Source organism: Mesorhizobium sp. M9A.F.Ca.ET.002.03.1.2, from assembly GCF_003952365.1.
Lineage (GTDB): Bacteria > Pseudomonadota > Alphaproteobacteria > Rhizobiales > Rhizobiaceae > Mesorhizobium.
On sequence record NZ_CP034443.1, the window covers coordinates 3,740,240 to 3,765,584 of the forward strand.

The window sequence follows — 25,345 nt, forward strand, 5'->3', positions numbered from 1 at the left end:
GGAGGTGATTTGGGCGTTGCGTCTTTGTAGCTATTGCCGATCCCGACATCGACCAGCCGGTCGCCCGCACAAGCTTTCAAGGGGCGGCCATATGTCGGCGGTCACTGCGCTTTTTGCTCTTGCGGCTGCGTGGGAGCTCGAAAAAGCCTAGCGCGTATATCCATGATTAGCTATATTGATATCCAAAGGAGATATCCATATGGCTCTTTTCATTCGGGATGCCGAAGTCGATGCGCTGGCGGAAGAGGTCCGAAAGCTCACCAAAGCGAAAACCAAGACCGAAGCGGTGCGGCAGGCGCTGCGAACGCAGCTCGCGCAAGCGCGGCGGATGCTCCCCGTTAACGAGCGCCTGGCCCGTTCCAAGGCGCTGGCCGATGCCATGGGCCTGAGCAATCCCGCCTTCGATATGAAGGCCTATACCGACGAGATGTGGGGCGAGGCCTGATGTTCCTCGATGCATCCGTTATCGTCGCGATCCTCGGCCGTGAGCCCGGATTCGAGGAAATAGAAAAGCGGTTGTCAGTGTCCGACGTTGCGTTTTTCGTTTCGCCTCTGGTGAAGTTCGAGGCATCGGTGGCCCTGGCGCGGCAAAAGGCATCCGTGGCCGCACCGAACACCAAGCCGTCGCCGGCCCTGTTGCAGCAAGCAGAACTTGCGGTGGAGGCGTTCGTTGATGACCTCAGTGTTCAAGAGGTTCCGATCTCGCCGGAGATCGGGAAGCGAGCGATCAACGCCAGTGTGGCCTATGGAAAAGCCGTTGGGCATGTCGCTGATCTCAACTTCGGCGACTGTTTCGCCTACGCGTGTGCCAAGGTGCTGGGCGTGACACTTCTCTACAAGGGTAATGATTTCGCCCACACCGATCTCGCATAGCGTGGCTAACCGACGACCTGCTGCTAAATGTTGAGACTGAACGGCGTTATTGGGGCCATTCCAATCTCCAGGAGTCCTCAATCCCGAGGAACCGATTTCCGAAGCTTCTCGAAAACCAACAGCTTGCCTCTGCGCACGCCTTCTTCAAGCAGGCTTCCGTTTGCCAGATGCGCGGCAATGGCGCTGGCCAGCGCGCAACCCGTCCCACGCATCGATCCGGCAAGACGCGGCGCATCGAAGCGGATGGGCTGTTGACCTGAGCGCAGCAAGATGTCCGGGGATCGACGTCCCGCGGCGTGGCCGCCCTTGATCAGCAGGGCCTGTAACCCGGCGAGCAATTTTCGACCTTGTTGCAATGCGCCGTCCTCGTCCATGGCCAGTTCCGAGCCGGCAAGGATGGCCAGTTCGATGAGGTTGGGTGTGACGAGGCGACAAAGCGGGATGAGTTCATGCTTCAGGACGCCGATGGCGCCCGTTTCCAGAAGCGGACTGCCCGAAGAAGAGGCCAGCACCGGGTCGACGACTGCCGGTATCCGCGGGTTTTCGCGCAGCACATCCGCGACGGCGACGATGATTTGCTCCGTTGCGAGCATGCCGATTTTGATCGCCCCTACCTCGTTGGCTTGCAGCGCGGCGCGCATCTGATCGACCACCAGATCGGGTTGCAAATTGTGGATTTCCGCGACGGCGTCATGCGTCTGCACCGTCACGGCGGTAACGGCAAGGCACGTGCGCATGCCGAGGGCCGAGATCGTCTCGATGTCGCGGGCTATGCCGGCGCCGCCGCTGGAGTCCGATCCGCCGACGACAAGCACATGCGGTTCGCGCCTCATCGCCATCGGTCCGTTTTTTCGGTCCACTCGCGCGTTCGCGCTTCCGGGTCGGCATTCAATGTAATGTCGGTCACGACCGCGGCGCTGTCCGCACCGGCACCGAAGACACCCTCGAGCCGGTCGGGGTTGAGACCGCCAATCGCGACCAGAGGCGTCGGCGCGATCCGGCGCTTCCATTCGCCAATCCGTTCGAGCCCCTGCGGCGCCCAGTTCATCTGCTTCAGGATGGTCGGATAGATTGGGCCGAGCGCGATATAGTCAGGTCTGGCGGCTAGGGCTGTCTCGAGTTCGCGATGGTCGTGCGTGCTGAGGCCGAGACGGAGGCCCGCAGCCCTTATCCGGGTGAGGTCCGCCGCTTGCAGATCTTCCTGCCCGAGATGAATGAAATCGCAGCGCTCCTCGATCGCCAGCCGCCAGAAGTCATTGATGATGAGCTGGCATTTGTAACGGGCGCACAAGGCCTTCGCCTTGCGGATCTCGGCGCGCAGCGCAGTCTCGTCCAGGTTCTTGACGCGAAGCTGCACCAGCCTGACGCCGAGCGGCGCCAGCCTTTCAATCCAGGCGGCGCTGTCGACGATCAGATAAAAAGGATCGAGTTTCATTGAAAGACAGCGCGGCCAATTGTCGGCGTCGATGGGACGGCGACGTCGCGCGGCTCGAGCAGGCCCGAGCAATAGGCCTCACGGCCGGCATCGACTGCTTTGCCGAACGCGCGCGCCATGCCGACCGGATCGGCGGCCTTGGCCACCGCCGTGTTGAGGAGCACCGCGTCGAAGCCGAGCTCCATTACGAGTGCCGCGTGAGATGGGCGGCCGAGGCCCGCATCCACGATCAGCGGAACATTCGGGAAATGGCCGCGCATCGAGCGGAGCGCGGTGATATTTACCGGTCCGAGCGCAGAACCGATCGGCGCGCACCAGGGCATGAGCACCCTGCATCCGGCTTCCAGCAGCCGCTCGGCGACGACGAGATCATCCGTGGTATACGGGAATACGGCAAAACCGTCTTCGCACAGGATTCGCGCGGCCTCGACCAAGCCGAAGACGTCAGGCTGCAGCGTGTCATGATTGCCGATCACCTCGAGCTTGATCCAGCTCGTGCCGAAGATCTCGCGCGCCATCTTCGCGGTGGTGACGGCTTCCTTGACGGAGTGACAACCGGCGGTGTTGGGCAAGACGTGCAGCCGCAGCGATTGGATGAGCGACCAGAATTTCTCTCCACCCCTGCCGCCTGCCATTTCGCGGCGCAACGACACGGTCACCGCGGATGCGCGGGATGCCTTGATCGCATCGGCAAGAATGGCGGGCGAGGGATACTGTGCGGTGCCGAGAAGCAGGCGAGACGCAAGCTTGGTTCCATAAAGCTCGAGCACGTTACTAGCCCCCTTGCATGGGTGAGAGAATTTCGATCCGGTCGCCGTCCTTCAACTGGAACCGTGCTCGCTCCATCGCATGCACCAGGTCGCTGTTCACGGCCGTTGCAAGCCAATTGCCCTCGTAGTCGAGCGCGGCGAGAAGTTCCGCCAGGGTGGCGGCGGCGATCTCATGCGCTTCGCCGTTGACCGTTAGTTTCATCGGCAAGCTCCACTGGTTTGTCTGAATCGAAAACAAGCTCGGCCGCCCGGCGCGCCATGGCGGGAGCCAGAAGGAAACCATGACGGTAGAGCCCGTTGATCGCGATGGTCTTCCCGCTCGTTTGGACGCGCGGCAGATTGTCGGGAAAGGCCGGGCGAATGCCGGCGGCCGTCTCAACGATCGCGGCCTCGCCGAAGGCGGGATGAACCGAATAGGCGGCATTCAGAAGTTCCATCATCGAGCGCGCCGTGACCGGTCCCGCGACCAGATTCTCGATCATCGTTGCGCCCGCCATGAAATGGTGGTCGGCGCGCGGCACTAGGTAGAGCGGGAAGCGCGGGTGCAGCAGCCTGACCGGGCGCGACAGCGAAATATCAGGCGCATGCAGGATCAGCATCTCGCCGCGAACGCCGCGAAGCCTGTCATCGCGAGACGCCATTCCCGTGCAGTCGATCGCGCGGTCGAATCCCGTCATGTGCTGGGCAGCCACTCCGAAGCGGAACTCGACGCCGCTTCCGGCGAGCTTTTCATGCAGCGCCGCCATGGCACGGCGTGGATCGAGATGGGCTTCGCCCGGGAAGAACAACCCGCGACGGAAACGGCCGGCGAGATCGGGCTCCAGGAGCGCGATTTCGTCTTCATCGACACGCCGATGCCCCAACGTGCGACTTGCGAACCGGTCAAGCTCGCCCGCATCCCGCGGCATCGCCACAACGAGCGTTCCGGCCCGCGTGACATGACCCGGCAGCACCGCATCCCACCAGTCGGAGGCGTCGCGGCCGAGATCCAGCACCGGCCGCTCGGCGCTTTCGCGCTCGCACCAGGGCGCCAGCATGCCGCCGGCCATCCATGATGCGTTGCCGCCAAGGCCATGCCGGATCTCGGCAATGGTTACCGCAGCACCGCGGACGGTGAGTTCGAAGGCGGCGGCGAGGCCGGCGACGCCGGCCCCTTTGACCAGAACCCTCATGACGGCTCCGACACCTTCGGCCCAGGCGGTTCGCCATCCACCGCCATATAAAGATCGCCGCCCTCGCGGTATTTCGCCGCCATCGCAGCCATGCCCTCTTTCTGGGCCTCAGCCCGAATGTCATGGGAGATGCGCATCGAGCAGAATTTCGGCCCGCACATGGAGCAGAAATGCGCCAGCTTGTGCGCCTCCTTCGGCAAGGTCTCGTCGTGGAAGGAGCGCGCCGTTTCAGGGTCGAGCGACAGGTTGAACTGGTCTTCCCAGCGAAACTCGAACCGCGCCCGCGACAGCGCATCGTCACGGAGCTTCGCTGCCGGATGACCCTTGGCGAGGTCGGCGGCGTGCGCGGCTATTCTGTAGGTGATGACACCGGTCTTGACGTCGTTGCGGTCAGGCAGGCCGAGATGCTCCTTGGGCGTGACGTAGCAGAGCATGGCCGTGCCGTACCAGCCGATCATCGCCGCGCCGATGCCGGAGGTGATGTGGTCGTAGCCCGGCGCGATGTCCGTCGTCAGCGGTCCAAGCGTGTAGAAGGGCGCCTCGCCGCAGACTTCGAGTTGCTTGTCCATGTTCTCTTTGATCTTGTGCATCGGAACATGGCCCGGCCCCTCGATCATCACCTGGCAATCCTTGGCCCAGGCGATTTTTGTCAGCTCGCCAAGCGTTTCCAGTTCGGCGAATTGCGCCGCGTCGTTGGCATCGGCGATCGAGCCGGGACGAAGGCCGTCGCCGAGCGAGAAGGACACGTCATAGGCTCTGGCAATGTCGCAGATGTCCTCGAAATGCTCGTAGAGGAAGCTTTCGCGGTGATGATGCAGACACCACTTGGCCATGATGGAACCGCCGCGCGACACGATGCCGGTGACCCGGTCGACCGTCAGCGGGATGTAGTGCAGGCGCACACCGGCATGGATCGTGAAATAGTCGACCCCCTGTTCGGCCTGTTCGATCAGCGTATCGCGGTAGACGTCCCAGGTCAGATCCTCGGCGATGCCGCCGACCTTTTCGAGCGCCTGGTAGAGTGGGACAGTACCGATCGGCACCGGGGCATTGCGGATGATCCATTCGCGGATGTTGTGGATGTTGCGGCCGGTCGACAGATCCATCACGGTGTCGGCGCCCCAGCGGGTAGCCCAGACCATTTTTTCGACCTCTTCGGCCATCGACGAGGTGACCGCCGAATTGCCGATATTGGCGTTGATCTTCACCAGGAAATTGCGGCCGATGATCATCGGTTCGCTCTCTGGGTGGTTGATGTTGGCGGGAATGATCGCCCGTCCGCGCGCCACCTCGTCGCGCACGAATTCCGGCGTGATGAAGTCCGGGACCGCCGCGCCGAAAGACTCGCCGTCGCGCTGCATCCCGCTACGTAAGCTCTCGCGGCCGAGATTTTCGCGAATGGCAACGAATTCCATTTCGGGCGTGATGATGCCGGCGCGGGCATAGGCAAGCTGGGTTACAGCCTTGCCTTGCTTGGCCTTGAGCGGTCGGTGGCGGACAGGAAATTCCGGCGTCAGCCGTTCGCCTGACACGAACCCATTATCCTCCGGCCTGACATTGCGACCTTCCTGGAATTCGACGTCGCCGCGCGCCTTGATCCACGCGTGCCGAAGCCGGGCAAGCCCGTTCTCGATACGCGTCTCGACGCTTGGATCTGTATAGGGGCCTGACGGATCGTAGACGGTGACAGGCGGTTCGCCGGCCGTCGGATGGACGGCGATTTCCCGCATCGGCACCCTGATCTGCGGATGGATCGTGCCGGGTTTGTGGATCTTGCTGGAGGCAGGCAGCGGTCCTGTCGACACCGCAGGGGTAATGGCATTCATTTGAGGCTCCTTTGCTCATGCATTGGAGACCCAGTTCTGTGCCGGAAGGATGAAAAGACGCTTTGGCCTGCCTGCTTACAGGTTTTCGGGCATGAACTCCCGCAAAGCGCTTGCACCGTCCCTACGCCAGTATGAACTGGATCAGGTTCAACGGGTCACTGCGCCGCAAAAGCCAGCAGTATCTCAGCCCCTTGCCGGGACTCCCCTGGTGAATGCACCAAGTTGAGCGGGCAATCGCCATCTTGTCAAGGGCATTCGGCCTGCCACCGGCGGGATAGCCGTCTCGTGCAGCCACGAGCGTGAGGCCTGATTCTCGCATAGGCCGGGACCACGATTCAGCCTTGAGTTTTTCGCTTCCTGCAATTAGCTAAATGCTACCAGGCCGGGCCCCTCTGGCAGTCCAACAGGACTGTGATGTCGGACTGGAATTCCAATCCGGGTGGCCTGGCTTTGAGATTTCTTCAGCTGTAGCGGCATTTCTCTTGTCATACGCGGTGTCCGCGTTGCTCTACGGTCATGCTCGCAAGCCGGGTCACCCCTAGCTGAACGCAAGGGTGCCCTATGACAGAATTTTTCAGTCCCGAAGCAATGACCGCTCTCTTGCAGGTCATCATGATCGACCTGGTGCTGGCCGGCGACAACGCCATCGTTATCGGCCTTGCCGCGGCCGGGCTCCCCAAGGAGCAGCGCAGAAAGGCGATCTTCGTTGGTATAGTCGCGGCGGCCGTTCTGCGTATCGGCTTTGCGGCTGCGACAACCCAGCTCCTGCAGATCGTCGGCCTACTGCTGGCCGGCGGCGTGTTGCTGTTGTGGGTGTGCTGGAAGATGTGGCGCGAACTCCGGCAGAACCATGGGCAGGAAGCACAAGCGATCGAAGCGCTTTCGGAAAGTGACGTCGACTACGACGGCATGGTGGCCGGCAAAGCTCCACGCAAGACTCTCGCGCAAGCAACCTGGCAGATCGTCATCGCCGACGTCTCCATGTCGCTCGACAATGTTCTGGCGGTAGCTGGTGCCGCGCGCGAGCACCCGAACGTGTTGATCTTCGGCCTTGTCCTCTCCGTCGCGCTGATGGGCGTTGCCGCAAGCTTCATTGCCAACCTGCTTCAGAAGTACCGTTGGATTGCCTATGTCGGGCTGGTGATCATCCTCTACGTAGCTGGCGAGATGATCTATCGCGGTGTGCTTGAACTTCTGCCTCACGTCGCAGGTTCTTAAGACGCAAAAGGCAGGCAGGCCGGAACAGCGTCGTTCCGGCCTGTGCTCGACTTCCAGCTCTGTGCCGACGACAGGGCGCATCGCCCTCGTGCTCAGATCCGTGTGAGTCGCGGCTTGCCTCCACGCAAACGGCCAAAACGGAAGGCATCTGAAACGGCTGAACGGACCATAAGCATCTCGCCTATGGTTTCGTGTGTCATGAGCCCGACCAGCCGTTCGGAATTGTCCACGACGGCAACAGCAGGCACGTCTGACTGCTGCATGAGCCGCAGGCTCTCCTCGAGGCTTTTGCGGTAATGTATCCTCGGGATATCGTTGCGCATTGCGCTCGTAACCGGTGCAGCGGGTCCCTTTTCCTTCAATGTCCGGATCATGTCGTCGCGTGTCACCAATCCCTGGAGGTGGCCAGCGGAGTCGATGACAGGGAATTCGTGCTGCGTGGTGGCGAGCAGCATCTCGATCGCCTCGTCGAGCGTCGCCGACCGTTCCAGCCGGGCGAACTCGGTGATCATCACGTCCCCGACCAGGACGCTTGTGGCTACGTCCCGGATCTGGGCGTTCTGCGCTTCCGCTGCCGCGGCGAGATAGACGAAGATGCCGATGAAGATGAGCAGCGGGTTGTAGAACAGCCCAAGGAAACCGAAGACGAAGGCCATTCCTTGCCCGATCGTGGCGGCGATCTGGGTCGCGCGCGACCAGGAAAGGCGGGCGGCGAGGGCGGCGCGCAGGATACGGCCGCCATCCATTGGGAAGGCCGGGATCATGTTGAAAAGCACCAAGAAGACATTGACCCCTGCAAGCCTGGCGAGAAAATTCGTACGCGGATCCTCGATCCCGGCCATCTGTTCGACACCCGCCGACCCGCCGAGCAAGGCGAAGATCAGCGCGGCGATCGCGACATTGACCAGCGGCCCCGCGACCGCGATCACGAACTCCTGCCCCGGCTCTTCCGGCATGCGTTCGAGCCTGGCCACGCCGCCGATCGGCAAAAGAGTAATGTCCGGTGTGCTGATGCCGAAGTACCGCGCCGCGGCGATGTGGCCGAACTCATGCAGGACCACGCAGGCAAAGACGGCAATGATGAAGGCAACGCCTTCCCAGGCCGCTGGCGCGCCGCCGATCCGATAGTGCATTAGCCAAATCCAGACGAGCAGAAGCAGGAAGGTGAAGTGAACGCGCACGGTCGTGCCTGCGATCGTCCCGAGGTTCAGCGACCAACCCAATCTATCCACTCCGAAAGGCCGCCTTTATCATAGGCCTTGGCGGGACGCTTGCAATCGTCGGAGAACATCTGAGCTCATGCTTATCGTCTGCAACCGCGGGCCACCCCGGCTGCGAGATGCCGCTGGGGCACGCATGGCGCGCCCGGGTGACGAGCTTTTCCGGCGGAGCGCCAGTGTTGGCCGACGCTCCGCCGGACAAAATATGTCGACCTGGCGCTAATGCATCACGGCGTCAGTCAGTGAGCGGTTTGCGAATGCTCGCCGCCCGGCTTCGAGATGCCGCTTAAAGCCTCTCCCGCTTCTGCCGCTTCGCCATTCGTCGCGAGATCACCAAGCGAGATGATGCCTACGAGCCTCTTGTCGCGGTTCAAAACCGGTAGCCGACGCACCCGCAGGTCGCCCATGTTCTCGAGCACATGCTCGACGTCTTCGTCTTCGAAGCAGTATTTGACCTCCGAGCTCATGACATCACGCACCTTGGTGTCAGGCCCCTTACCCGATGCTACGCCGCGGATCGCGATATCACGATCGGTGATCATCCCGATCAGCCGGTCGTTGTCGCCCACGGGCATCGCCCCAGCGTCGAGCCTGCCCATCATCTGCGCTATTTCGCCAATGGACTGTTCGGGGTTCGCGATCTGGACATTCCTCGTCATGCAGTTGCCGACTTTCATGGCAATCTCCCTTTGTTTGCGAAGCCCCGTCGCCGATTCGGTGTTCATCGAAGGAACGAACTCTTCGGCGGTAACGTTCCCTCGAATCTGCGTAGGACAAGCGACATACGCCCCGCGTCAGCGGGTAGAGGCGCTTGAATTCCCACATCGGCCGGTCACGCCGCGGGCGGCGATCTTCCGTCAGTCGGCGAATTCTTCGTCGAGGATCCGCAGGCCGTCTTCATATTTCGATGTCGAGGTGCCAATCTGCCGTGCCTGCCACAGATTGTCGGCGAGATCCGCGCGCTTGACCGGCAGCGCCAATGGGTTGGCTGCTGCCCTGCGCACGAAAGCGAGGTCGTCCTCGTCTGGCCTGCGTGTCATGGCATCGACTGCCGACACGATGGATGGTCCAAACCCAGCCGCCTCGAGCCGATCGCGGTCCCAGTCGTCTCCCTTCTCAAGAACGTCGTGAAGATAGGCAACGGCCTTCTGGTCGAGCGTTTCGACGGCGTCAACGACCCGGCGGCAATGTTCGATATAGGGCCGTCCGGTCTTGTCGGTCTGCCCGGCATGAGCCTGTTCGGCGATTTTTGCCGCGCGGTAAAACATGCTCATCATGTCGATCCTTGCGTTGTCTCCGACGAGATACTTGATTTCAGGCCCGCCACCCGGGTGAGCGGTATTTCTGCCGTCAATAGCCTCCGATAATCGGCAATATCTCGCCGGTGATGTAACTCGAGCAGTGCGGCGACGCGAGGAACACATAGGCGGGTGCGATCTCCTCCGGTTGCGCCGGCCGTTTCATCGGCGTGTCTGCGCCAAATTTCGAAACGTCGCCGGCTTCCTTGTCCGACGGGTTGAGTGGCGTCCACACTGGACCCGGCGCCACGGCGTTCACCCTTATGCCCTTGCTGATCAGGTTGCCCGAAAGCGCGCGCGTAAAGGCATGAATGCCGCCTTTGGTCATTGAATAATCGACAAGTTGCTTCGAACCCTCGATTCCGGTTACGGAGCCGCTGTTAATGATCGCCGAACCGGGCTTCATATGTGGCACGGCCTCCTGCGCCATGTGGAAATAGCCGTAGAGGTTGGTCTTCAGCGTGGTGTCGAAATGCTCTTCGGTCAGGTCGCCGAATTCGCTGGAATGAATCTGGAAAGCGGCGTTGTTGACCAGTACGTCGATCCGGCCGAATTCCTTCACCACCTCAGCCACCGCATTGCGGCAGTGGTCGCGCTCGCTGACGTCGGCCTTGACCAGCATGCAGCGCCGGCCTTCGGCTTCCACTGCCGCCTTTGTCTTTTCGGCATCCTTGTCCTCGGCCAGATAGACAATCGCCACGTCCGCGCCTTCGCGCGCGTAGAGCACGGCCACTGCCCGGCCAATGCCTGAATCGCCCCCGGTAATCAGTGCCACTTTGCCGTCGAGCTTTCTCGACCCGATATAGAACGGCGCATCGTAAAGGGGCGCCGGCTCAATCGCCCATTCGTGCCCCGGCTTCGGCTGGTGCTGTTCGGGAAAGGGCGGCTCGGGATATTTGCGTGCTCCGGCCTGCATGGCGCCTTGCTGCTTGGCGGTGGATTTCGATTTGTCCTTGGCATCGATCCGACGCTGGATATGGCGTTGCTTTGCAGCTTCGCCGGCAATCTCGGATTTCATCTGCATGGCTGCCTCCTGGGCTTGGAGAATGAACAACGCATGTCAGGCGAAAAAGTTTACGCCACGGCATCATTCCTTCCCTCAGTCCCGCGATGCATTCGACAAGCGACCGTTGCAGCTGCGACAACGAGTGACGAGCGCCATCCAGTCTTCGACAAAGCGCCGATGAGAATCGCGCCTCCAATTGGCAGCATGCGCTGAATGTTCTTGATCGCAGCGAACCCAAGACGCCAGGAAATCGACGGCGCGTACTGCCCAACTGGCAACGAATGACGCGGCCGGACGTTTGGGCACAAGCGGTGTTGAGAACCTGAAGGCGCGCTAGCCAGGCAGAAGGTATTCCGAGGCCGGTGACCTGAAGATTTCCCGTTTCTCGGCCGTACAGGCGATTTTGACACTGGATCGCGCCAAGGAGAGGAAAATGGCTGAAGGTCATACCAAACTAAACGGGCCGGATCTGGTCGAGGGCATCGCGTTATCCGACCTTCCCGATGGAGGAAAGCTCCTCGGCCATTGCGGCGACGAGCAGGTGCTGCTGGTGCGCCGCGGGGCCGAGGTCTTCGCGATCGGGGCGACATGCACACATTATGGCGGGCCGCTCGTCGACGGTCTCGTGGTGGAAGACACCGTCCGGTGTCCCTGGCATCACGCGTGCTTCGATTTGCGTACAGGCGAAGCCTTGCGCGCGCCTGCTTTTAATCCACTCGCTTGCTGGCCGGTGGAACAACGGGATGATCGGATATTCGTGGGCGAGAAGCGCAAACGGACGGCACCGAAGCAGCGCGATGGAGGCTCCGGCCAGGTTCCGGAGAAGATCGTCATTGTCGGCGGCGGCGCGGCCGGTTTTGCAGCGGCCGAAAGACTGCGGCGCGAACACTATCAAGGCAGCATCGTGATGCTTAGCAACGATGAAGCGCCGCCGGTTGATCGACCCAATCTTTCCAAGGACTACCTCGCCGGCAAAGCACCGGAGGATTGGATTCCGCTCCGCGGAGAAAGCTTCTACTCAAAGAACGATATCGACCTGCGCCTCAATGCCAACGTCGCCAGCATCGATGCACGTTCTGGCGAGGTTGTACTCGCAGACGGGGCCCGGACTCCTTACGACAGGCTACTCCTTGCGACCGGAGCCGAACCGGTTCGCCTGACCATACCCGGCGCCAACCTGCCATACGTTCACACGCTGCGCTCGTTCGCAGATTGCAAGGCGATCATCAAGCGAGCCACGACCGCGCGTCGCGCCGTCGTGCTTGGCGCCAGTTTCATTGGTCTGGAAGTTGCCGCGGCCCTGCGCTCGCGCGATATCGAAGTTCATGTCGTGGCGCCGGAAAAACGGCCTATGGAACGCGTCCTGGGCCCGCAAATGGGCGACTTCATCCGCGTCCTCCATGAGGAGAATGGTGTCGTATTCCATCTCGAGGACACCGCAAGTAGCATCGACGACAGCAAGGTGAAACTCAGCAGTGGCGATACGTTGGCGGCGGATTTCGTCGTCGCTGGCATCGGCGTGCGACCGCGGACAGGGCTTGCCGAAACGGCGGGGCTCATCCTTGACCGCGGTGTCGTCGTGAACGCCTTTTTGGAGACGAGCGCACCAGGGATCTTCGCGGCCGGCGACATTGCGCGGTGGCCAGATCCTCACAGTGGCGAGAACATTCGGGTCGAGCATTGGGTGGTCGCAGAGAGGCAGGGGCGAACCGCGGCCCTCAACATGCTCGGCCATCGCGAGAAATTCGTCGCCGTGCCGTTCTTTTGGAGTCAGCATTACGATGTTCCCATCAACTATGTCGGCCATGCCGGGCAATGGGACGAGATCGCGGTCGATGGAGACATCATTGCCAAGGATTGCCTGCTCCGCTTCAAGCGCGAAGGGCGCACGCTGGCTGTCGCTTCGATCTTCCGTGACATCGAAAGTCTAGGGGCCGAGGTGGAAATGGAGCGCCAGATGACCTAGCGAAGCGCACGCTGTTATCCGCCTTCCGTGGCGATAAGCTTTCAATTGCGCTTCCTGACTGGAGCCACTCATCGATCACCTTAATGATAGTGAGGACGCAAGCGCCAGCGCCGGACGCCAGCTTCATGTCGCGCCAACGGCGAGATGGCATTCCAATCCGGTTGAATTGGCTGCGCGACCCTGCACGAGGCGCTCGACCTCAACATGCCGATCGGCTGCGGCGACGTCGCAGTCTTCCCCGGCGACATCGTCGTCGGGGATGACGACTGCGTCATAGTGATTCCTCAGGGAATTGCCGGCGAGATAGCGAACGAGGCGGTGGAGATGACAGCCTACGAGGATTTCGTGGTCGAACGGGTGAAGGACGGGCTCCAATCATCGGGCTCTATCCCTGTACGCGAGACGAGCACGCCGAAGCCTTCAAGGCGTGGCGCGCACAACAGGGTCGCTAGACATTTTGCAGCTAAGTGGAATCACTTGGCGTCGCAGAAATGCGCCTAAAATAAATAGAAGCGCGGCATCGAGGCGCCGGTCTTCGCCTCGCCGACGATTGCGGGCGTCACGCTGCACGACACGGACGTCATCTACGGCGTCTATCGCGAGCGGATGCTCGAGGCGCAGAAGAAGCATTTGCCGGCGTTCCAGGCGACCATGCGGGGCGAATGACAAACCACACCGGGAGGCTTTGGAAATCGCAAGGCCTCCCGAAGCGCTTCGCGCGCTTCTCTCCGCCGATGCTGTCGAGGCCGCAGATCATTCGCTCATATAGCGAAGCGCGTCGTGCTTGACGATTTCGATGCTGCGCAGGTTGAGCAGGCGGATGACGCCCTTGTCCTTCAGCTTGGTGAAGACCCGCGATACGGTCTCGATGGTGAGGCCGAGATAGTCGCCGATATCCATGCGCGACATCGGCAGTTCGACCTGCCGCAATCCGCCCTGCCGCTCCGCCATGTCGACCAGGAACGCGGCGATGCGTTCGATGGCGTTCTGGCGGCCGAGCACCAGGAGGTGTTCCTGAGCCCTTGTCAGTCCCTTGAGCGCCAAGGGCAGCAACTGATGGGACATGTCAGCCCCGGCAGCGAAGCGGAAGACGCGCACGCCGGTGGCGTTGATCGCTTCGGCGAAGAAATGATGCGTGGTGTCGGCTTCGAAGCCGAAGGTCTCTCCAGCCAGGTGGAAAGCGCTTATCTGCCGGCGGCCGTCGGCAAGCAGGCGGTAGACGCGGACGGCGCCGAACTCGACCTGGTAGAAGGCGCCGGCCTTTTCGCCCTGGGCATAGATTTCGGCGCCGGCGGGAAAGAAGCTGACCGGTTGCAGCGGTGCGGTGTCGAACGCCGCCGGCTGGCTCGGCTGGGTGGCGTGCGAGGGCAGGGCAATCCTTGAGGTCGTGTAGGCGTGCATGGCTGTTTTCCCGGTTGATCCGTGACACAGCAATCGCGTGAATCGGCGGGTCGCGAAATTCGGTTATCTCCCTACGGGAAACTACCTAGACCTCGACCGGGCGGCCCCGCGGCCGCTGATATCGGCGGGGTGATATCCGGGGCCTTCGGCAAATATACGCGCGGTGGGTCCAGCGCTTCAGGATCATGCGAAAAGGGTTTGACTCAAAACAAGGAAGGCAATCGAATTTCGGGCGAGACATCGACTTTTCAACGAGTGCCTGGCGACTGGCTCACATGCCATGTATGCGCATGGTCGAAGACCGCATGACAATCGCCTGGTAATGTATTGGACACCAAAGGGAGGAGGATCGTGAACCGCTTCCGTTTGCAGTGGTGGGAAGCGTCATGAAGGCGATGGTGCTCGAAAGCGTCGGCACCCCTTTGAAGCCGGTCGACAGGCCTGATCCCATACCCGGGCCTGGTGAGATCAGGCTGAAGGTCGAGGCCTGCGCGGTCTGCCGGACCGATCTGCATGTCGTTGACGGTGATCTGCCTCATCCAAAACTGCCGCTCGTCCCAGGTCATGAAATTGTTGGCATCATTGATTTGGTTGGTGAAGGCGTCGCGCGGTCCCGGCTCGGTCGAAGAGTAGGGGTGCCTTGGCTCGGGCACACTTGCGGCTGCTGTCGCTATTGCGCCGCAGGCACTGAAAACCTCTGCGATGAGCCACTGTTCACCGGCTATACACGCGATGGCGGCTTCGCCAGCCATGTTGTCGCCGACGAACATTTCGCCTTCGATCTGGATGCGGACGCCGATCCCATATCGCTGGCGCCGCTGCTTTGCGCCGGCCTCATCGGCTGGCGGTGCCTGAAGAAAGCAGGCAACGGCAAGCTGCTCGGAATCTACGGCTTCGGCGCTGCCGCGCATATCGTCGCCCAGGTCGCGAACGGGCAAGGTCGTGAGATTTTCGCGTTCACGCGTCCCGGCGATAGAGAAGCTCAGGAATTTGCACGCTCGCTCGGCGCGAAGTGGGCCGGCGGCTCGGACGAACGTCCAGCCGAGCTGCTCGATGCTGCGATCATCTTCGCTCCTGTCGGCAATCTGGTGCCGACTGCCCTGCGTGCCGTGCGCAAAGGCGGCCGGGTGGTGTGCGGTGGCATTCACATGAGCGACATTCCGGCGATGCCCTATGGATTGCTTTGGGGGGAACGGGAATTGGTGTCGGTTGCAAACCTTACACGCCGCGACGCGGAAGAATTCTTTCCCATTGCCAAGCGTGCGCAGGTTCGCACGCACACAAAGGCCTATCCGCTGGAACAGGCCAATCAGGCGCTGGACGATCTGCGCGCCGGCAGACTCAAAGGCGCCGCGGTCCTGGTCCCGTCATTGGGCATCTAATTCGGCATCGACCCCACCGGGCTCATCGGCGAAAGCGCGAAGCTACAGTGACCTGATCTTCGCCGTCTTCGTCTGCGGATCGCAATAGATGCCGTAGAGCGTTTGCAGGATGCGCTCCACCTCGATCGAAGCCAGCCGATAGTAAACCTGCTGGGCGTCGCGACGGGTATCGACCAGCTTCAGCGCCCGCAGCTTCGCCAATTGCTGCGAGAGCGCCGACTGGTTCATCGCGACCAGTTCCGCCAGTTCATTGACGCTCGTCTCGCCTTCCAGCAGATGACACAGGATCATCAGGCGCTTCTCGTTGGCCATCGCCGCAAGCAGTTCGGACGCTTCGCGCGCCATCTTGTCCAGTTCGATGATTTTCTTATTGCGCATATGAACACATTATCATATTAATAGCTGCAAATAATATTGGCCCATCGCCGGAGGTTGTCAAGCCGACGCATCGATACCGCTGCAAATCGAGGCCGTATTCCGGCTGGTTGATTGACCCGCATCAAGACGCGGTCGGCAAGGACGGCTCAAGACTAAACAACTTCGCCCGCTGCCGTTGAGAACAGGTGACCGCTGGCGTGGGGCTTCGAGCACACCGCACAAGGAGGAAAGAGCATGGCGCATGTAGTCGTCTTGGGTGCCGGACTGGGAGGCACCATAATGGCCTATGAGCTTCGCGACGAGTTGGCGAAGGAACATGAGGTTTCCGTCGTCAACAACGGCAGCCACTACTCGTTCGTGCCGTCCAATCCCTGGGTTGCCGTCGGTTGGCGCGACAAGAAGGCAGTCGAAGTCGACCTCGCTCCCGTCTTGGCACGCCGCGGCATTGCGTTTCATCCGCAAGGGGCAAGGCGCATTCATCCAGGCGAGCGCGCCATCGAACTCAATGACGGGGGCAGGGTGTCATACGACTATCTGGTGATCGCGACAGGCCCCGAACTCGCCTTCGACGAGATCGACGGCCTCGGCCCGGAGCACAACACGCAATCGGTCTGCCATATCGATCACGCCCTCAAGGCGAGGGCGGCCTTCGACGCACTCGTTGCCAAGCCGGGTCCGGTCGTCATCGGCGCGGTCCAGGGCGCATCCTGCTTCGGACCGGCCTATGAATTCACCTTCATCCTCGACAAGGCGCTGCGTGACGCCAAGGTGCGCGATCGCGTTCCCATGACCTTCGTCACCTCGGAACCCTATATCGGGCATCTCGGCCTCGATGGGGTCGGCGATACCAAGGGCCTGCTCGAGAGCGAGATGCGCCAGCACCACATCAAGTGGATCTGCAACGCCAAGGTCGACAAGGTCGAGCCGGGCAAGATGTTCGTATCGGAGATCGCCGAAGACGGTTCCATCAAGCAGGCGCACGAGCTGCCGCAAGTCTATGCGATGATGCTGCCGGCATTTCGCGGCGTGGAGGCGGTGCGCGGCATCGAAGGCCTCACCAATCCGCGCGGCTTCATCCTCGTCGACAAGCATCAGCGCAATCCTGCCTTCCCCGAGATATTCGCGGTTGGCGTCTGTGTCGCCATTCCGCCGGTCGGCAAGACGCCGGTTCCGGTGGGCGTCCCGAAGACCGGCTTCATGATCGAATCCATGGTCACCGCGACGGCCCGCAACATTGGCCGGCTGGCGAAGGGGATGGAACCCGACGCGCAGGGTACATGGAACGCGGTCTGCCTCGCCGATTTCGGCGATTCCGGCGTCGCCTTCGTGGCGCAGCCGCAAATTCCGCCGCGCAACGTCAACTGGTCATCCTCCGGCAAATGGGTGCACACCGCCAAGGTCGGTTTCGAGAAGTATTTCCTCCACAAGATCAGGTCAGGAAAGTCCGAGCCCTTCTATGAGCGCCTGGCGCTGCAGGTGCTCGGCATCGACAAGCTCAAGGAAATCAAGATCGAGGCGGATGTGGGCGTACCCGGCGCCTGATCGAACCCAGCAAGCGCAGCCAGCTTTTCGCTTAACGGCGACGGGCGGGGCATAACGGCCTGCAGCGCGAACGACAAAATCGACATTGCCTCTTGCGGCGAGCGGAAGCATTATTATATTTAGATATGATCATATACAAATGGAGATGACAATGTCACTTGACCGTTCCGTTCTTGCGTTCGCAGGCTTCATGGTGCTGCTATCCGTCGTGCTCACCGTCTGGGTTTCGCCGCTGTTTGTCTGGTTGACGGTCTTCGTCGGGCTCAACATGCTGCAGTCGGCGTTTACCGGCTTCTGCCCGGCGGCGATGATCTTCCGCAAGCTCGGCATCAAGCCGGGATGCGCATTCTAGGAGCAGCAGAATGCGCACGTTCCTTTTCCTCGGCGCGCTGCTGGCGTGCTCACCGGCCTTGGCCGGCACGCTCACGCTCGCACCGACGACGGTGACCGAATGGAAGGCGGTCTATGGCCGGGTCGAGGCGCGCAACACCATTCCGGCGCGCGCGCGGATCGGCGGCCTCATCGTTGATCTGGCCGTCACCGAAGGCGATCTGGTCAAAGCGGGCGAGAAGGTCGCGACCGTCCAGGACGACAAGATCGCCTTTCAGGTCGCGGCGCTGGACGCTCAGCTTCGCGCCCTGCAGGCGCAACTGGCAACGGCGCAGTCCGAACTGGCCCGCGGCCAGACCCTGGTCGGCAGGGGAGTCGTGACCGTGCAGCGGCTCGATCAGCTCAGGACCGAAGTCGACGTCGCACGCAACCAGCTTGCCGCGACCGAGGCGCAGCGTTCGGTGATCGTGCAGCAAGGAGCCGAAGGAGATGTGTTCGCGCCCGGCGGCGGACGCGTGCTGACCGTGCCGGTCACGCGCGGCGCCGTGGTCATGGCCGGTGAGGTGGTGGCGACCATCGGCGGTGGCGGCGTGTTCCTGCGGCTGGCCGTCCCGGAGCGGTATGCGGCGACACTGAAGCAGGGCGCCGCCATCCGCATCAATGCAAGCGGCAAGGTGTCTGCCGGCCGCCTCGCCAAGATCTATCCGCAGATCGACAATGGCCGCGTCATCGCCGACGTCGAGGTCGACGATCTCGAAACAGATTTCATCGACGCCCGGGTGCTGGTCCAATTGCCGGTGGGTGAACGTTCGGCACTGCTGGTGCCTGCAGCGGCGATCGAGACCCGTTCGGGGATCGATTTCGTGCGCGTTGCTGCCGCCGGCGTTGAAGTCGAACGGGCAGTGGTCACTGGCGAGCGGATGGCGCGCGCCGACGGCGACTATATCGAGATCATGACCGGTCTTGCGCCCGGCGATGTCGTGGTCACGCCATGAAAGGTCCTGCTGGTTTCGGTATTGCGGGCGGGCTGACCCGGGCGTTCATCGCTTCGCCGCTCACGCCGCTGTTTCTGCTTGCCGCCTTCGCCTTCGGGCTGGTGGCCCTGCTCACGCTGCCGCGCGAGGAAGAGCCGCAGATATCGGTGCCGATGGTCGACATCTTCGTCCGAGCCGACGGCCTGAGGGCCGAGGATGCCGTCAAGCTGGTCACCGAACCGCTGGAGACGATCGTCAAGGGCATAGACGGTGTCGAGCACGTCTATTCGCAAAGCCGCGACGACCAGGTGATGGTCACCGCGCGCTTCGTCGTCGGCACGTCGTCGGACGCCGCAGTGCTGCGCGTCCACGACAAGGTCCGCGCCAATATGGACCGCATTCCCGTCGGCGTGCCCGAGCCGCTCATCGTCGGACGCGGCATCGACGATGTCGCGATTGTCACGCTGACGCTGTCGCCAAAACCGGAGACAGCTGACCGCCTGACGGCAAACGATCTGACCCGTATCGCGCGCGAGTTGCGCACCGAGATCGCCAAGATCGACAATGTCGGGCTGACCTATCTGGTTGGCGACACCGGAGAGATCATCCGCGTCGCGCCGGACCCGGAAAAGCTCGCTCTCCACGGCGTGACGCTGCAACAGCTTGCAGCAAAGGTCTCCGGTGCGAACAAGGCCTTTCCGACGGGACGCGTGCGCAATACGGGCGAGCAGATCGACATCGTGGCGGGCGAGACATTGGGTTCGCCGGACCAGATCGGCAACCTGCTGCTGACCTCGCGCGACAACCGCCCCGTCTATGTCCGCGACGTGGCCGATGTCGCCTTCGCGACCGATACCGGCGACGTGCTTGTCTCGACGCTCACAGGATCCGCGACGGGCGTGACGCGCGTGCCGTCAGTGACCGTCGCCGTCGCCAAGCGCGCCGGTTCCAACGCGGTGTCGGTCGCCGAGGCGATCCTGCACCGGGTCGAGATGCTGAAAGGCAGCCTGATCCCCGCCGACCTGTCGGTCGAGGTCACGCGCGACTACGGCGAGACGGCGAACGAGAAGGCCAACGAGCTTCTCTATCATCTCGGGCTGGCGACGATCTCGATCATTGTGCTGGTCTGGATCGCCATCGGCCGGCGCGAGGCCATGGTGGTGGCCATCGTCATTCCCGTCACCATCCTGCTCACGCTGTTTGCCTCGCGCGTCATGGGCTATACGTTGAACCGCGTTTCGCTGTTTGCGCTGATCTTTTCCATCGGCATCCTCGTCGACGATGCGATCGTGGTGATCGAGAACATCTCCCGGCACTGGGCAATGGGCGGCGGACGCGATCGGCGGCAAGCGGCGATCGAGGCGGTGGCGGAAGTCGGCAACCCGACGATCGTCGCCACCTTGACCGTGGTCGCCGCGCTGCTGCCGATGCTGTTCGTCTCGGGAATGATGGGCCCCTATATGAGCCCGATCCCCGCCAATGCGTCGGCGGCGATGATCTTCTCCTTCTTCGTCGCGGTGATGGTGACGCCGTGGCTGATGCTGAAGTTTGCCGGACGGGCGCCCGTGCATGCCCATACGGACCAGGCCGGCGGCGGCATGTTGGGCCGCATCTACACTGCCGTCGCCCGGCCCATACTGTCGTCGAAGACGGCGAGCTGGGCATTTCTGCTGGCGATCGGCGTGCTCACGCTTGGCTCTCTGGCCCTGTTCTATACCAAGGATGTCACGGTCAAACTGCTGCCCTTCGACAACAAGTCCGAACTCGCGGTGACGATCGACCTGCCGGAAGGATCCTCCGTCGAGGCGACTGACGCGGTGGCGCAGGCGGTCGCCAGCAAGGTTCTCGAACTGACCGAGGTGCGATCGGCCCAGACGCATGCCGGAACCGCGGCGCCCTTCAACTTCAATGGGCTTGTGCGACACTCCTTTCTGCGCAGCGAGCCGCAGCAGGGCGATGTTGCGCTCAATCTTTCGCCGAAATCGGAGCGCATCCGTTCGAGCCACGATATCGCGCTGGACATTCGCCGGCGCATCGCATCAATCGCCGTTCCCGCCGGCACCAGCCTGAAGGTCGTCGAGCCGCCTCCCGGCCCGCCCGTGATGGCGACACTGCTGGCCGAGATCTATGGACCCGATGGCGAGACGCGACGCAAGGTTGCCGCAAAGGTCGAAGCGGCGTTCCGCTCCGTTCCGTTCATCGTCGATGTCGACAATTCCTACGGACAGCCGGCACGCCGGCTGCGCACCACGATCTCCACCGACGATGCCGAGTTCTTCCATGTCGAGGAAAGCGACGTGTTCGACACGATCGCCATCCTCAACGGCGGCGAGACCGTCGGCTATTCGCATCGCGGCGGCGGCCGCCAGCCGATACCGATCCGCATCGAGCGACCGAAGGGCGAGAGGACGCTGGACGAGCGTTTCCTGACCACGCCCATTCCGGCAAATGTGCTCCCCGGCGATCGCGGCGTGGTCGAACTGGGGGACGTCGTGCGGGTCGCTGACGAACGCGCCTCCTTTCTGGTGTTCCGGCACAATGGCCGCGCCGCCGAAATGGTGACGGCCGAACTTGCCGGCAGCTTCGAGGCGCCGCTCTACGGGATGCTCGCCGTCAGCCAGGCAATCGACGCACAGGACTGGACGGGGCTGCAAAAACCTTCGATCGCGCTGCATGGCCAGCCGGAGGACGAAAGCAAGCCGACGCTGCTGTGGGATGGCGAATGGGAAGTCACCTGGGTGACTTTCCGCGACATGGGCGCGGCATTCGGCGTCGCGCTGCTCGGCATCTATATCCTGGTCGTCGCCCAGTTCGGTTCGTTCAAGGTGCCGCTGGTGATCCTGACGCCGATCCCGCTGACCTTCATCGGCATCCTCGGCGGACATTGGCTGTTCGGCGCGCCGTTCTCTGCCACCTCGATGATAGGGTTTATCGCGCTGGCGGGCATCATCGTGCGCAATTCGATCCTGCTGGTCGATTTCATCCGGCATGCCGCCTCGCCGGACAGGCCGCTGGGCGAGGTTCTGATCGAGGCCGGTGCCATAAGGTTCAAGCCGATCCTGCTGACAGCACTTGCCGCCATGATCGGCGCGGCGGTGATCCTGACCGATCCGATCTTCCAGGGCCTGGCGATCTCGCTGCTGTTCGGCCTCGCGTCCTCGACCTTGCTGACGGTGCTGGTCATCCCGGCCATCTATCGGGTTCTGAGGACGTGACGGCGAGCGCGTCTGCCGGAAGCGACCCCTTGAGTTGCCGTTGAAATTCGATGCCAGGTCAAGGCGAGTAAAGAGCCACTCGACCGCTTCATAAAGCGGGATAGCCAGAAGGAAGAGAAAGCGTCGCGTATGGCCCACCGATGGAGCCCTGGATTCGCGACGACGGTCTCCATGTCCGTCCAGGTCCAACCGCGAGGCACGCGTGTGCGATACGCTCATGCGTGGGCATCGCGCGGGTGCCTGTGCGCCGGGCTTCCGGCCGCCGGCCCGGCGGCAGGACGGATGCCCTCGAACCTGGTTCGCTTGAGCAAAAGCGCATTGACGGCCACGAGGGCCGAGCTGCCCGACATTGCCAGCGCCGCAATCTCGGGGCTCAGCAGGAGCGGGTAGAACACGCCGGCCGCGATCGGGAAGGCGATGACATTGTATCCGACCGCCCACCACAGGTTCTGGTGCATCTTGCGCAGCGTGGCGCGCGAGAGCATCATCGCACCGACCACGTCGTAGGGATCGCTCTTCATCAGCACGATGTCGGCGCTTTCAATGGCGACATCGGTGCCCGCACCGATGGCGAACCCGACATCGGCTTGCGTCAGGGCCGGCGCGTCGTTGACGCCGTCGCCGACCATGCCGACCTTCAGCCCCTGTCCCTGCAGTTCCTTGATCTTTTCGGCCTTCTGTCCCGGCAGCACGTCGGCCAGGACGATGTCGATGCCGAGCATGTCCGCGATGCGCTTGGCGGTGCCGGCATTGTCGCCCGTCAGCATGGCCACGCGCACACCTTGCTCGTGCAGTTTGGCAATCGTCGCGATGGCCGTCGGGCGCGGCGTGTCGGCAATCGCGATCAGCCCGAGCAGCTTGCCGGAGCGTGCGACATGGATGACGGTGCGGCCTTCGCCCTTGAGCGTCTCGGCCCTCTCACCGAGCGCCAGAAGATCGATCTTCTGCTCGTCCATGAGGCGCCGGTTGCCGAGGAAAACCGGACTTCCGCCGATGGCGGCGCTGGCGCCCTTGCCTTCGATGTTCAGAAAACCCGAAACCTTGGGAAGCTTCAGGTCCTTGGCCCGCTCGACGATGGCGACGGCCAGCGGGTGGTCCGAACCCTGATCCACGGCGGCCGCGACCTGTAGAACCTCGTCGGGTGAGACGCCGACAGCCGGGACGATTTCGACGACCTTGGGCTGCCCCATGGTCAGCGTGCCGGTCTTGTCGAAGACGATCACATTGAGCCTGGTCGCCTCCTCGAGAGCGGCGGCATTCTTGAACAGGATCCCGTTTGCGGCGCCAAGGCCGGTGCCGACCATGACGGCCATCGGCGTGGCGAGGCCGAGCGCATCGGGACAGGCGATGACGAAGACCGTGATGGTCAGGGTCATCGCGAACAGCAGGGGCTGGCCGAGCCACCAGAACCAGACGGCGAAGGTCGCAAGCCCGATGACGATCGCAGCGAGCACCAGCCATTGCGAGGCACGATCGGCGAGCAGCTGCGCCGGCGCCTTCGAATTCTGGGCTTCCTGGACCAGCTTGACGATCTGGGCAAGAGCCGTGTCGGCGCCCACTTTAGTGGAACGATAGCGCAGCGTCCCGCTCTTGTTGATCGTCGCCCCGATGACCCTGTCGCCAACCTTCTTGGTCACTGGCATCGACTCGCCGGTCAGCATCGATTCATCGATGGTCGACGTGCCTTCGATCACCTCGCCATCGACAGGAAGCTTGTTGCCGGGCCGCAGGACCACGATGTCGCCGAGCACGACGTCCGCAGTCGCAACCTCGACCTCCTTGCCATCGCGCAAGACGGTGGCCCTGGGTGGGGCGAGGTCGAGCAGGGCCCTGATCGCGGCCGAAGCCCCGGCGCGGGCGCGCATCTCCAGCCAATGGCCGAGCAGGATGAAGACGAGCAGCACGCTCGCCGCCTCGTAGAACTGCTGTCCTTCGAAAAAGAAGGTCGCGCCGACGCTGAACAGGTAGCCGGTTCCGACACTCAGCACCACCAGCACCGCCATGTTGAGGACGCCGTTGTGCAAGGCCCGCCAGGCGGCGACCAGGAACGGCCAGACCGGATAGAGGATCGCGGCGCTGGCGAGGAAAAACATCGCGACATCTTCGCTCAGTCCGAAAGGCGGGCGCAGCCAGGGCTCGCCCAGTCCCATCGGCTCCATGGCAAAGACCGGCAGCGTGAAGACCAGGCTCACAAGGAACCGGTTGCGCATGTCCTTGACCATGCCTTGCATGTCCATGCCGGCGCCGTGCCCCATCTCATGAGCCATGGCGTCGTGCTGCGGCTTGGCGGCAACCTTGCCCTGGCCCGCTGGAGCCGGCTCGATGATGGCGGCGTGACCATGCCCGGCGTGTCCGGAGGTCGCGCGCGGATGGCCCGGCGAAATCGTCGTTCCGTCGGGAGTGCACAGATGCCGCGGCACGACCTCGCCGCGGCAATGGAAGCCGCAAGCCTCGATTTCCCGGGCAAGGGCCTGCGGGCTCGTCCGCTTCTCGTCGAATTCGATGGTTGCGGTGGTCGATGCCGCGTTCATGGTAACACTGGCAACGCCCGGCAAAGCCGCCAGACGTTTTTCGACCGCCGCGAAATCCATCATGCCGACAAGGTCGCGCACTTCCAGATTGATCTTCTTCATCATCATTCTCCATCGACGCACAAACGCCACTCGCTCTCAGGGCGCACGGCGCGCGCCGGCGGAACCGAACAGCCTGGCCACATGCGGAAAAAAGGCGGGTACGCGGGCGGCGTAGCGATCATAGGCGTCGCCGAACTCCTGTCTCGCTTCACGCTCCTCAATGAAGGAAAGCCGCACATACATGCCGACCAGAATGGGGAACATCGCCAGCGTCAGCAGCGTCGGCCACTGCACGAAGAAGCCCGCCATGACGAGAATGAAGCCGACATATTGCGGATGCCGGACGCAGGCATATGGGCCGCCTGTTGCGAGGCGGTTGTGGCGCTGCGCTTCGTAAAGCACGCGCCACGCGGTTGCGATCAGCACGAAGCCGCCGCCGATCAGGAAGAAGCTGAGAACGTGGAAGGGGCCGAAATGCGGATTGAGCCGCCAGCCGAACATCATCTCCAGGAGATGACCGGCATCATGCGAGAGCCAGTCGATGCCGGGGTATTGGCTCTGCAGCCACCCCGAGAACAGGTAGATCGTCAGCGGGAACCCGTACATCTCGGCAAACAGCGCCACCAGGAAGGCGCTGAATGCACCGAAGGAGCGCCAGTCACGGCCGGTTCGCGGCTTGAAGAAGCTGAAGGCGAACAGGATGAAAATCGCCGAGTTGATTATAGCCAGGCCCCAGAGCCCGTAGGCGGAAGATTGCTCGACCATG

The 25,345-nt window shown here is 62.5% G+C and carries 23 protein-coding genes, 1 pseudogene and 1 riboswitch; of the genes and pseudogenes, 10 read left to right on the plus strand and 14 right to left on the minus strand.

The window, feature by feature from the left end:
* Positions 1–199: 199 nt before the first annotated feature.
* Together EJ066_RS17875 and EJ066_RS17880 are read left to right on the plus strand one after the other, a co-directional pair.
* Positions 200–445 (plus strand): type II toxin-antitoxin system VapB family antitoxin, encoded by a 246-nt coding sequence (locus EJ066_RS17875; RefSeq protein WP_126040173.1) that lies wholly within the window; start codon positions 200–202, stop codon positions 443–445.
* Entirely contained in the window at positions 445–873 is a 429-nt protein-coding gene (locus EJ066_RS17880; RefSeq protein ID WP_126040175.1) for a type II toxin-antitoxin system VapC family toxin, read from the plus strand. Before EJ066_RS17875 ends, EJ066_RS17880 begins: the two co-directional genes overlap by 1 nt.
* Positions 874–950: 77 nt before the next feature.
* On the opposite strand, the gene EJ066_RS17885 is transcribed toward EJ066_RS17880, so the two are convergent.
* The 6 genes from EJ066_RS17885 to thiC are packed head-to-tail and all read right to left on the minus strand — an operon-like array spanning position 951 to position 6,076.
* Positions 951–1,712 (minus strand): hydroxymethylpyrimidine/phosphomethylpyrimidine kinase, encoded by a 762-nt coding sequence (locus tag EJ066_RS17885; protein ID WP_126040177.1) that lies wholly within the window; start codon positions 1,710–1,712, stop codon positions 951–953.
* Positions 1,703–2,308 carry a thiamine phosphate synthase gene (locus EJ066_RS17890; protein WP_126040180.1) on the minus strand — a complete coding sequence of 202 codons (606 nt, stop codon included), beginning with the start codon at positions 2,306–2,308 and terminating at the stop codon, positions 1,703–1,705. Before EJ066_RS17890 ends, EJ066_RS17885 begins: the two co-directional genes overlap by 10 nt.
* Positions 2,305–3,078, minus strand: a complete 774-nt coding sequence (locus EJ066_RS17895; protein ID WP_126040183.1) for a thiazole synthase — start codon at positions 3,076–3,078, stop codon at positions 2,305–2,307. Before EJ066_RS17895 ends, EJ066_RS17890 begins: the two co-directional genes overlap by 4 nt.
* A 4-nt stretch (positions 3,079–3,082) precedes the next feature.
* Complete coding sequence (gene thiS, locus EJ066_RS17900; RefSeq protein ID WP_126040185.1) at positions 3,083–3,280, minus strand: sulfur carrier protein ThiS; 198 nt, start codon at positions 3,278–3,280, stop codon at positions 3,083–3,085.
* On the minus strand, positions 3,249–4,250 hold the full coding sequence (gene thiO / locus EJ066_RS17905) for a glycine oxidase ThiO (protein ID WP_126040187.1): 1,002 nt from the start codon (positions 4,248–4,250) through the stop codon (positions 3,249–3,251). Before thiO ends, thiS begins: the two co-directional genes overlap by 32 nt.
* Positions 4,247–6,076, minus strand: a complete 1,830-nt coding sequence (gene thiC / locus EJ066_RS17910) for a phosphomethylpyrimidine synthase ThiC (protein WP_126040189.1) — start codon at positions 6,074–6,076, stop codon at positions 4,247–4,249. Before thiC ends, thiO begins: the two co-directional genes overlap by 4 nt.
* A gap of 100 nt (positions 6,077–6,176) precedes the next feature.
* Positions 6,177–6,293, minus strand: a riboswitch (TPP riboswitch).
* Between the two features lie 344 nt (positions 6,294–6,637).
* Between thiC and EJ066_RS17915 the strand changes: the two genes are divergently transcribed.
* Positions 6,638–7,294 (plus strand): TerC family protein, encoded by a 657-nt coding sequence (locus EJ066_RS17915; RefSeq protein ID WP_126040191.1) that lies wholly within the window; start codon positions 6,638–6,640, stop codon positions 7,292–7,294.
* Positions 7,295–7,386: 92 nt separating this feature from the next.
* Here EJ066_RS17915 and EJ066_RS17920 read toward each other — a convergent pair whose 3' ends face one another.
* From EJ066_RS17920 to EJ066_RS17935, 4 genes are all read right to left on the minus strand, one after another.
* Entirely contained in the window at positions 7,387–8,517 is a 1,131-nt protein-coding gene (locus tag EJ066_RS17920; protein WP_126040193.1) for a site-2 protease family protein, read from the minus strand.
* A 236-nt stretch (positions 8,518–8,753) separates the two neighbouring features.
* Complete coding sequence (locus tag EJ066_RS17925) at positions 8,754–9,191, minus strand: CBS domain-containing protein (RefSeq protein ID WP_126043943.1); 438 nt, start codon at positions 9,189–9,191, stop codon at positions 8,754–8,756.
* Between the two features lie 180 nt (positions 9,192–9,371).
* Entirely contained in the window at positions 9,372–9,788 is a 417-nt protein-coding gene (locus EJ066_RS17930) for an HD domain-containing protein (RefSeq protein WP_126040195.1), read from the minus strand.
* Between the two features lie 76 nt (positions 9,789–9,864).
* Positions 9,865–10,836, minus strand: a complete 972-nt coding sequence (locus tag EJ066_RS17935) for an SDR family oxidoreductase (RefSeq protein WP_126040197.1) — start codon at positions 10,834–10,836, stop codon at positions 9,865–9,867.
* A gap of 415 nt (positions 10,837–11,251) precedes the next feature.
* Here EJ066_RS17935 and EJ066_RS17940 point away from each other — a divergent pair, with 415 nt between their 5' ends.
* Both EJ066_RS17940 and EJ066_RS17945 read left to right on the plus strand, forming a co-directional pair.
* Positions 11,252–12,784: an FAD-dependent oxidoreductase gene (locus EJ066_RS17940; protein WP_126040199.1), complete on the plus strand. Its 1,533-nt coding sequence runs from the start codon at positions 11,252–11,254 to the stop codon at positions 12,782–12,784.
* A 177-nt stretch (positions 12,785–12,961) separates the two neighbouring features.
* Positions 12,962–13,236: pseudogene (locus tag EJ066_RS17945) on the plus strand (ribonuclease activity regulator RraA); the annotation flags it as partial.
* A 301-nt stretch (positions 13,237–13,537) separates the two neighbouring features.
* On the opposite strand, the gene EJ066_RS17950 reads toward EJ066_RS17945, so the two are convergent.
* Complete coding sequence (locus EJ066_RS17950; protein ID WP_126040201.1) at positions 13,538–14,185, minus strand: helix-turn-helix domain-containing protein; 648 nt, start codon at positions 14,183–14,185, stop codon at positions 13,538–13,540.
* 386 nt (positions 14,186–14,571) lie between these two features.
* Between EJ066_RS17950 and EJ066_RS17955 the strand changes: the two genes are divergently transcribed.
* Positions 14,572–15,567, plus strand: a complete 996-nt coding sequence (locus EJ066_RS17955; protein WP_126040203.1) for a zinc-dependent alcohol dehydrogenase family protein — start codon at positions 14,572–14,574, stop codon at positions 15,565–15,567.
* 42 nt (positions 15,568–15,609) lie between these two features.
* Here the strand turns inward: EJ066_RS17955 and EJ066_RS17960 are convergent, their stop codons facing one another.
* Entirely contained in the window at positions 15,610–15,945 is a 336-nt protein-coding gene (locus tag EJ066_RS17960) for a metalloregulator ArsR/SmtB family transcription factor (protein ID WP_126040205.1), read from the minus strand.
* A gap of 234 nt (positions 15,946–16,179) precedes the next feature.
* On the opposite strand from EJ066_RS17960, the gene EJ066_RS17965 reads away from it, so the two are divergent.
* The 4 genes from EJ066_RS17965 to EJ066_RS17980 all read left to right on the plus strand — a co-directional run bounded on the left by EJ066_RS17965 (position 16,180) and on the right by EJ066_RS17980 (position 22,006).
* Positions 16,180–17,487 (plus strand): FAD/NAD(P)-binding oxidoreductase, encoded by a 1,308-nt coding sequence (locus EJ066_RS17965; RefSeq protein WP_126040207.1) that lies wholly within the window; start codon positions 16,180–16,182, stop codon positions 17,485–17,487.
* A gap of 151 nt (positions 17,488–17,638) precedes the next feature.
* Positions 17,639–17,839 carry a DUF2892 domain-containing protein gene (locus EJ066_RS17970; RefSeq protein WP_126040209.1) on the plus strand — a complete coding sequence of 67 codons (201 nt, stop codon included), beginning with the start codon at positions 17,639–17,641 and terminating at the stop codon, positions 17,837–17,839.
* Positions 17,840–17,849: 10 nt separating this feature from the next.
* Positions 17,850–18,812, plus strand: coding sequence for an efflux RND transporter periplasmic adaptor subunit (locus EJ066_RS17975; RefSeq protein ID WP_126040211.1), 963 nt, complete (start codon positions 17,850–17,852; stop codon positions 18,810–18,812).
* Positions 18,809–22,006 (plus strand): efflux RND transporter permease subunit, encoded by a 3,198-nt coding sequence (locus tag EJ066_RS17980; protein ID WP_126040214.1) that lies wholly within the window; start codon positions 18,809–18,811, stop codon positions 22,004–22,006. The genes EJ066_RS17975 and EJ066_RS17980 overlap by 4 nt, the downstream gene beginning before the upstream one ends.
* Before the next feature lie 215 nt (positions 22,007–22,221).
* Here the strand turns inward: EJ066_RS17980 and EJ066_RS17985 are convergent, their stop codons facing one another.
* Both EJ066_RS17985 and EJ066_RS17990 read right to left on the minus strand, forming a co-directional pair.
* Positions 22,222–24,639: a heavy metal translocating P-type ATPase gene (locus EJ066_RS17985; protein WP_126040216.1), complete on the minus strand. Its 2,418-nt coding sequence runs from the start codon at positions 24,637–24,639 to the stop codon at positions 22,222–22,224.
* Positions 24,640–24,675: 36 nt separating this feature from the next.
* Positions 24,676–25,344, minus strand: coding sequence for an isoprenylcysteine carboxylmethyltransferase family protein (locus tag EJ066_RS17990; RefSeq protein ID WP_126040219.1), 669 nt, complete (start codon positions 25,342–25,344; stop codon positions 24,676–24,678).
* Position 25,345 lies beyond the last annotated feature (1 nt).

Bases quoted from the DNA above. Each gene is read 5' to 3' on its own strand.
- EJ066_RS17940 (WP_126040199.1), top strand. From the start codon at position 11,252: ATGGCTGAAGGTCATACCAAACTAAACGGGCCGGATCTGGTCGAGGGC.
- EJ066_RS17990 (WP_126040219.1), bottom strand. From the start codon at position 25,344: ATGGTCGAGCAATCTTCCGCCTACGGGCTCTGGGGCCTGGCTATAATC.
- EJ066_RS17965 (WP_126040207.1), top strand. From the start codon at position 16,180: ATGGCGCATGTAGTCGTCTTGGGTGCCGGACTGGGAGGCACCATAATG.
- EJ066_RS17975 (WP_126040211.1), top strand. From the start codon at position 17,850: ATGCGCACGTTCCTTTTCCTCGGCGCGCTGCTGGCGTGCTCACCGGCC.
- thiS (WP_126040185.1), bottom strand. From the start codon at position 3,280: ATGAAACTAACGGTCAACGGCGAAGCGCATGAGATCGCCGCCGCCACC.
- EJ066_RS17925 (WP_126043943.1), bottom strand. From the start codon at position 9,191: ATGAAAGTCGGCAACTGCATGACGAGGAATGTCCAGATCGCGAACCCC.
- EJ066_RS17885 (WP_126040177.1), bottom strand. From the start codon at position 1,712: ATGGCGATGAGGCGCGAACCGCATGTGCTTGTCGTCGGCGGATCGGAC.
- EJ066_RS17935 (WP_126040197.1), bottom strand. From the start codon at position 10,836: ATGCAGATGAAATCCGAGATTGCCGGCGAAGCTGCAAAGCAACGCCAT.
- thiC (WP_126040189.1), bottom strand. From the start codon at position 6,076: ATGAATGCCATTACCCCTGCGGTGTCGACAGGACCGCTGCCTGCCTCC.
- EJ066_RS17890 (WP_126040180.1), bottom strand. From the start codon at position 2,308: ATGAAACTCGATCCTTTTTATCTGATCGTCGACAGCGCCGCCTGGATT.
- EJ066_RS17875 (WP_126040173.1), top strand. From the start codon at position 200: ATGGCTCTTTTCATTCGGGATGCCGAAGTCGATGCGCTGGCGGAAGAG.
- thiO (WP_126040187.1), bottom strand. From the start codon at position 4,250: ATGAGGGTTCTGGTCAAAGGGGCCGGCGTCGCCGGCCTCGCCGCCGCC.
- EJ066_RS17970 (WP_126040209.1), top strand. From the start codon at position 17,639: ATGTCACTTGACCGTTCCGTTCTTGCGTTCGCAGGCTTCATGGTGCTG.
- EJ066_RS17950 (WP_126040201.1), bottom strand. From the start codon at position 14,185: ATGCACGCCTACACGACCTCAAGGATTGCCCTGCCCTCGCACGCCACC.
- EJ066_RS17960 (WP_126040205.1), bottom strand. From the start codon at position 15,945: ATGCGCAATAAGAAAATCATCGAACTGGACAAGATGGCGCGCGAAGCG.
- EJ066_RS17980 (WP_126040214.1), top strand. From the start codon at position 18,809: ATGAAAGGTCCTGCTGGTTTCGGTATTGCGGGCGGGCTGACCCGGGCG.
- EJ066_RS17930 (WP_126040195.1), bottom strand. From the start codon at position 9,788: ATGAGCATGTTTTACCGCGCGGCAAAAATCGCCGAACAGGCTCATGCC.
- EJ066_RS17955 (WP_126040203.1), top strand. From the start codon at position 14,572: ATGAAGGCGATGGTGCTCGAAAGCGTCGGCACCCCTTTGAAGCCGGTC.
- EJ066_RS17915 (WP_126040191.1), top strand. From the start codon at position 6,638: ATGACAGAATTTTTCAGTCCCGAAGCAATGACCGCTCTCTTGCAGGTC.
- EJ066_RS17985 (WP_126040216.1), bottom strand. From the start codon at position 24,639: ATGAAGAAGATCAATCTGGAAGTGCGCGACCTTGTCGGCATGATGGAT.
- EJ066_RS17880 (WP_126040175.1), top strand. From the start codon at position 445: ATGTTCCTCGATGCATCCGTTATCGTCGCGATCCTCGGCCGTGAGCCC.